This window comes from Kitasatospora sp. NPDC127116 (genome assembly GCF_042677365.1).
Lineage (GTDB): Bacteria > Actinomycetota > Actinomycetes > Streptomycetales > Streptomycetaceae > Kitasatospora > Kitasatospora lactacystinica.
In genome coordinates, this window is sequence record NZ_JBHXTL010000247.1 from 1 (window position 1) to 6,028 (window position 6,028).

The 6,028-nt window shown below is 74.4% G+C and carries 7 protein-coding genes; 3 read left to right on the plus strand and 4 right to left on the minus strand.

The genetic code is table 11. The features are described from left to right. Positions 1-104: 104 nt before the first annotated feature. The 4 genes from ACFVHV_RS42945 to ACFVHV_RS42960 all read right to left on the minus strand — a co-directional run bounded on the left by ACFVHV_RS42945 (position 105) and on the right by ACFVHV_RS42960 (position 3,568). Positions 105-869, minus strand: coding sequence for an ABC transporter permease (locus ACFVHV_RS42945; protein ID WP_359902542.1), 765 nt, complete (start codon positions 867-869; stop codon positions 105-107). Between the two features lie 40 nt (positions 870-909). Next, on the minus strand, positions 910-1,902 hold the full coding sequence (locus ACFVHV_RS42950; protein WP_380359209.1) for an ATP-binding cassette domain-containing protein: 993 nt from the start codon (positions 1,900-1,902) through the stop codon (positions 910-912). A 149-nt stretch (positions 1,903-2,051) separates the two neighbouring features. Next, positions 2,052-3,308, minus strand: a complete 1,257-nt coding sequence (locus tag ACFVHV_RS42955; RefSeq protein ID WP_380359212.1) for a glycosyltransferase — start codon at positions 3,306-3,308, stop codon at positions 2,052-2,054. Further along, on the minus strand, positions 3,305-3,568 hold the full coding sequence (locus ACFVHV_RS42960; RefSeq protein ID WP_359902534.1) for a hypothetical protein: 264 nt from the start codon (positions 3,566-3,568) through the stop codon (positions 3,305-3,307). Before ACFVHV_RS42960 ends, ACFVHV_RS42955 begins: the two co-directional genes overlap by 4 nt. A 178-nt stretch (positions 3,569-3,746) precedes the next feature. Here ACFVHV_RS42960 and ACFVHV_RS42965 point away from each other — a divergent pair, with 178 nt between their 5' ends. The 3 genes from ACFVHV_RS42965 to ACFVHV_RS42975 all read left to right on the plus strand — a co-directional run bounded on the left by ACFVHV_RS42965 (position 3,747) and on the right by ACFVHV_RS42975 (position 5,905). After that, on the plus strand, positions 3,747-4,679 hold the full coding sequence (locus ACFVHV_RS42965) for a 3-oxoacyl-[acyl-carrier-protein] synthase III C-terminal domain-containing protein (protein WP_359902531.1): 933 nt from the start codon (positions 3,747-3,749) through the stop codon (positions 4,677-4,679). 145 nt (positions 4,680-4,824) lie between these two features. Continuing rightward, a complete protein-coding gene (locus ACFVHV_RS42970; RefSeq protein WP_049653836.1) occupies positions 4,825-5,115 on the plus strand; it encodes a phosphopantetheine-binding protein in 291 nt (96 codons plus the stop codon). Positions 5,116-5,119: 4 nt separating this feature from the next. Further along, entirely contained in the window at positions 5,120-5,905 is a 786-nt protein-coding gene (locus ACFVHV_RS42975; protein WP_359902528.1) for a hypothetical protein, read from the plus strand. Positions 5,906-6,028: the final 123 nt, after the last annotated feature.

Below are 6,028 nucleotides of genomic sequence, written 5' to 3' on the forward strand. Positions count from 1 at the left end.
TCCGGGCCTTGGTTCCGCAGTTCCCCCCGGCGGGCCCGGGGGGGGGCGGGCCCGGGGGGGGGGCCCCGGCTGGTGGTGCGCGGCCCCCCTCCGCCGTTCGCCGGTCAGCGCACCCGGGTGGAGAACAGCCGGGCCGACCAGTACACCGCCAGGACGGTCATCACGACGACCACCAGCAGTCCCTGCCACACCACGCTGTCCCCGGCGTGCCCGGAGAACAGCGCGCGCATGCCCTCCACGGCCCAGTAGAAGGGGTTCCACCTGGCCGCCTGCTGCAGCCACCCGGGTGCCAGGGTGAGCGGCAGCAGCACCCCCGACAGCAGCGCGATCGGCTGCGCGATGGTGTTGACCACCGGCGACATCGCCGCGTCGGTCGGCACCATCAGCGCGATGCCGTAGGAGATCGCCGAGGTCATCAGCGCCAGCAGGCCCAGCAGCAGGTAGGCGAGCAGCAGGTTCAGCGGGTTCACCCGCAGCCCGAACGGCAGCGCGATCAGGGTGATCAGGACGGCCTGCACCAGCAGCGCCACCATCTCCCGCAGAGCCCGTCCCAGCAGCAGCGCCAGCCGGCTCACCGGGGTCACCCGGGAGCGCTCGATGATGCCGGCCCTGAGCTCGCCGAGCAGGCTGAAGCCGGTGAACAGTCCGCCGAAGATGCACAGCACCGCCAACAGGCCCGGCACGTACACCTGGTAGGCGTCGGCGTAGCTGCCGGCGCCCTGCGGGGTGAGCACCTTCTTCAGCAGCGGGGCGAACAGCAGGAGGTAGAACACGGGCTGGATGATGCCGACGGCGATCCAGATCGGGGTGCGGATCATGAGCAGCAGCTGGCGCTGGAAGACCAGCCAGGTGTCGCGGGCGAGCTTCACGGTCTCCCCAGGGGGTTGTGCGGGTCCGGGCGGTACGGGGTCAGGACTGCTGCAGCGAGCGGCCGGTGCGGGCCAGGAACACGTCGTCCAGGCTGGGCCGTTGGAGCTGCACGGTGCCGGGCGTCACGCCCGCCGCGTCCAGGGCGCGCAGCAGCCGGGGAATGGCGGCGGCGCCGTCCTCCAGGTACAGCCGCAGCCCCTCGTCGCCGTTCTGCTCCAGCCGGTGCAGGTACGGCTGCGCGCGCAGCACCTCGGCGGCCCGCTCGAAGGCGGCGTCCGCGGCGTCCGCGGCGTCCGCGGCGTCCAGCCCGACCAGGACGACGTCGCCGGAGATCTCGCGCTTGAGCGCCTCGGGGGTGCCCTCGGCCACGACCCGGCCGTGGTCGACGATGGCGACCCGGTCGCAGAGCGCGTCGGCCTCGTCCAGGTAGTGGGTGGTGACGACCACCGTCATGCCCTCGGTGCGCAGCCGGCGGATCTCCTCCCAGACGTGCGCCCGGCTGGCCGGGTCCAGTCCGACCGTGGGCTCGTCCAGGAACAGCACCCGGGGCTGGTGGATCACCCCGAGCGCGATGTCCACCCGGCGGCGCTGGCCGCCGGAGTAGGTGGCGCACGGGCGGTCGCCGAAATCGGCCAGGTCGAAGGCCTTGAGCGCGTCCGCGGCGGCCTGGACGGCCTGCGCCTTGGCCGCGCCGTACATCCGGGCCTGGAGGACCAGCTCCTCGCGGCCGCTGACGTGGTCGGTGGTGCCGCCGCCCTGGGCGACGTAGCCGATCCGGCGGCGGACCCCGGCGGGGTCGGTGAACAGGTCGGCCCCGGCGATGGTGGCCCGTCCTCCGTCCGGGCGGATCAGGGTGGCCAGCATGCGCAGGGTGGTGGTCTTCCCCGCGCCGTTGGGGCCGAGGAAGCCGTAGATCTCGCCGGCGGCGACCGACAGGTCGATGCCGCGGACGGCGTCGACGGTGGGGTTCTCGCCGCTGCGGCGGGAGGTCTTCTTGCGGTAGGACTTGCGCAGTCCCGCGGTCTCGATCAACCGGAACTCCCGTGCGGGGATGGGCTGCCACGGCACCTGGAAAGGCGGGGCTCGGCACCTGCGGAGGGCGGTGCCGCTGCGACACCCTAGGGCGAACCCCGCCCCGGAAACAATGGCCTAGACCAATGGACGTACCCTCGGCCGGTCTGCTAAGGGGTGGCGGTTCCGGGTCGGGTCGGGGCGGTTCCGGGCCGGGTCGGGGCGGTTCCGGGGGTGGATCGGGGGCGGTCCGGGGGTGGGACGAGCCCGGTCCGGCCCGCTCGGCCGAGCACCTCCAGCCGGTCCGCCGCGGCCACCGCACCGCCCCCGGCGAGCAGTCGGCTCCCGACCTGAACCGCCCGCTCCCGGTGGGCCGTGGAGTCGAGGACGGCCCGCAGCGCGTCCGCCAGCCGCACCGAGGTGACGCGCGCGAACGGCACCCGCAGCCCCGCGCCCGCCGCCGTCACCTGGCCGGCCACGATCGGCTGGTCGTGCCGGATCGGTGCGGTGACCAGCGGCAGTCCGTGCGCCAGGGCCTCGCCCACGGTGTTCATCCCGCCGTGGCAGAGCACCGCGTCCAGCTCGCCGCGCGCCATCAGCTCCAGCACCGGCGCCCGCCCCACCGCGACGGCCCGGGAGGGGAGTTCGGGCAGCAGCTCGCTCGGCGCGGCGAACACCGGCTGCACCTCGTCACCGCACAGCTCCAGCGCCCGGACGGACCGGGCGAGGAAGTCCGCGCCCAGCCCGCCGGCCAGGGTCCCCATGGTGACCAGCACCCGGCGCCGGCCGGGCAGCAGCCGCCCCCACGGGAAGTCCGGATCGTGCGGCCGCGCCGGGATCACCGGCCCGACGAGCGCGTGCTCCAGCGGCGGGGTCGAGCCGGTCAGGGCCGGACCGGTGGTCGCCAGGACCAGACCGGGGGAGAAGCGCGGGTCCAGGTACTCCTCCGCGGGCAGCCCGGCGCGCTCCCACAGCCCCCGCAGCAGCCCGGTCATCCAGGCCTCGACCTGCGGCAACGCCCGGTAGGGGCGCCCCAGTTCCATCGCCCCGGGCGCGAAGGACGCCCACGGCAGACCGTGCCGGTGCGCGACCAGCGCGCCCGCCGGAGTGTGCTGGTCGACCAGCAGCACGTCCGGCCGCCACTCCCGCACGACGGCGTCCAGCGGCTTCAGCGTGAACCTGGTGTACGGGACGATGAAGCCCTCCCAGAGCGAGCGCAACGCGGCCAGCCCGTGCCCGCCCTGGGCCCGGAACGCCCGGGTACCGGTGCCGAGCACCCGGGCCTGCGGGCCGAGCAGCGGGCGCAGCACCGATTCGGTGCCGGTCCAGGCGACCTGGTGGCCGCGTGCGGTCAACTCGGCGGCGATGCCGGCGGCCGGGTTGACGTGGCCGGTCAACGGCGGCATCACCAGGAGGAACCGGGTCATCGTGCGCCCTCCTCGGGGAGCAGTCGCTGGACGTCGGCGACGGTCAGGGCCTCCAGGGCGGCCAGGTCGAGCCCGGCGCGCAGCGCGGCCAGGTCGGCCTGCGGGCCGAAGCGCCCGCGCAGCCGGTCGGCCAGTTCGGCGAGTTCGTCCTCGTCCAGCAGCAGGTCGCCGTCCAGCCGGGCCTCCGGAGTGACGTGACGCGCCCAGCCGGGCGGCGCACCGGCCACCTCGACCAGCAGGGCCACCAGATCCTGGTTCAACGGGGCTCCGGGGTAGGGGGGTTCAGGGTTCGACATGAGAGATCTCCCACCTGCTCGACGGCACGGGGGTGAACGCGGCCGCGCCGGGGGGAAGTTGACCGGCTTCCGGGGAGCGGCGGCGACGGAGGGGGCCCGAGATCACTTGTGCGACCTGGCGGGCGTCGGAATACTAGCCCGGGTGACCGCACTGGAGGCAGTGGCCGTCCACCTCCCCCCGCACGCCGTTCCCATCGAGGCTGTGGGCGAGCTCATCGGCCTGACCCCACGTCAACTCCGTCTCTTCCGCCGCTTCCACGGCCTGGACCAGCTGCGTCTGGATCCGACCGGGACGCTGCCCGACCTGCTCGACGCCGCCCTGGACAACCTGCCGGAGCTGCGTGGACGCGAACCCGACATCCGCTTCGTGATCCACGCCCGCAGCATGCCGGTGGCGGTGCCCCATCCGCTCAACCCGCTGCACGACCTGCTCGACGCCCGTGGACTGGCGCACGCCAACGCCTTCACGGTGACCCACCACGCCTGCGCGGTGGGCCTGCTGGCCATCGACCTGGCCGGCAGGCTGCTCGCGGACGAACCCGACCCGGCGGCGCTCGCCCTGGTGCTGACCGGCGAGAAGACCTTCACCAGGGACGCCCAGGTGGTGCCCGAGACCGGCATCTTCGCCGAGGGCGCCGCCGCCTGCCTGGTCAGCGCCGGTGGCGAGCGCCACCGGATGCTCTCCTTCGTGGTGCGCCAGCGCCCGGAGTTCGACGGCCGGCTGGCCGAGGACCCGGACCTGCTCGCCCGCTACCAGCGCGAGTACCCGAACGTGATGGTGGAGGCGATCGAGGCCGCCCTGGACCAGGCCGGTCTGGACCTCTCCGACCTGGCCGCGATCCTGCCGCACAACGTCAACCAGGCGTCCTGGCGGATGATCGCGCGCCGGATCGGCTATCCGGTCGAGAAAGTCGTGCTGGACAACGTGCGGTCGGTCGGGCACAGTTTCGCCTCGGACAGCCTCATCAATCTCCACACCGCCACCACGCGGGGGCTGCTCCGCCGCGGCGACCACTACCTGATCGCCGCCGCCGGTGTCGGAGCGACCTTCTCCGCGATGGCGATGCGGTACTGACGGTCCGCCGGCCACCGGCCGCCGATGCCGCCGAATCCGCCGGCCGCCGTCCGCACGGTGACGCCGGATTCCCACACCACCCAGAGCCCCGGGGCGCCTGCAAGCCCCGGAGCACACATCCCACGTACGACGGGACGGGACACCCATGTCAGAAGCCGCGGTCCAGACCACCGACCCCGAACTGCGCGAGCGCATCCTGCACGGCATCGGCGAGCTCCTGCCGCGCGTCCTCAAGCGCGAACTGCCCGAGATCCCGCAGGACGCCTGCCTCTTCGACGACCTCGGCCTCACCTCGGCCGGCACCATCGAGCTGATCCTGGAGCTGGAGGAGTCGCTCGACATCCAGGTGGACGTCGAGCAGATCACCGAGGACGACCTGCGGTCGGTCACCAGGCTGGCCGACTACGTCGCCGGGCACGTCATCCCCGAGGACTGACCGGGTGGCCCCCGGTCCCACCGGTCTGCGGATCACCCGGGCGCTGGCCCGCCGGTTCGACGGCCGCTCGGAGACCTCGCTCGACCCGGACCTGCGGGTCTTCGTCTCCGACCTCGTCCGCCCCTACGGCCTGCCGCTGCGCGAGGACCTGCTCGGCGAGGGCGTCGGCCACTCCTACGAGGAACTGGCCGCCGGAGTGCTCCGCGAGGCGCTCGCCGAGGACGAGCCGGCCGACCTGCTGATCCTGGCCTTCGACACCCCGGACGTGCGGCCCGGCGCGCCGTCCTCGCTGGCGCTCAGCCGGTCCGTCCCGGGCGGCCCGCTCGCCTTCGCGGTCTGCGACCAGGGCGGCGCGGCGGCCTTCACCGCACTGCGGCTGGCCGCCGGCCACCAGCGCACCGGCGGCTGCCGCCGGGCCGTGGTGGTGCTGGCCGAACAGACCGCGCTGCACTACGAGCCGCCCGGACCGGTGCCGCTGCCGGAGCGGCACGCGGTGGTGGTGCTGGTCTGCGAGGAGGCCCCCGGCGAGGGCCTGGCCGTCCGGCAGACCAGGGGCGCGGCCTCCCCGGCCGAGTCGGTCCGGGCCGCGGCCGGGGAACTCGGGCCCGAGGCGGCACTGCTGCTCGGTCCCGGCCTCGGCCCGCCGGAGCCCCCGTCGGCCCAGCCGTTCACCGGACTCTGGGCGGAGCTGGCCGAACACCTGCCGCAGTGGCGGGCGGCAGGCCGGCCCGCGCTGCTGGCCGGGTTCGACCGCCGGCTCGGGGTGCTGAGCACGCTGACCCTGCCGTGACGGCGATCGACCTCTGGCTGATCGACACGCGTCAACCGGCCGCTCCGGCCGGGGAGCTGTGGCAGCTGCTCGACCAGCGCGAGCGCGCCCGGGCGTCCGGGATGGACCCCTGGGCGAGCGAGC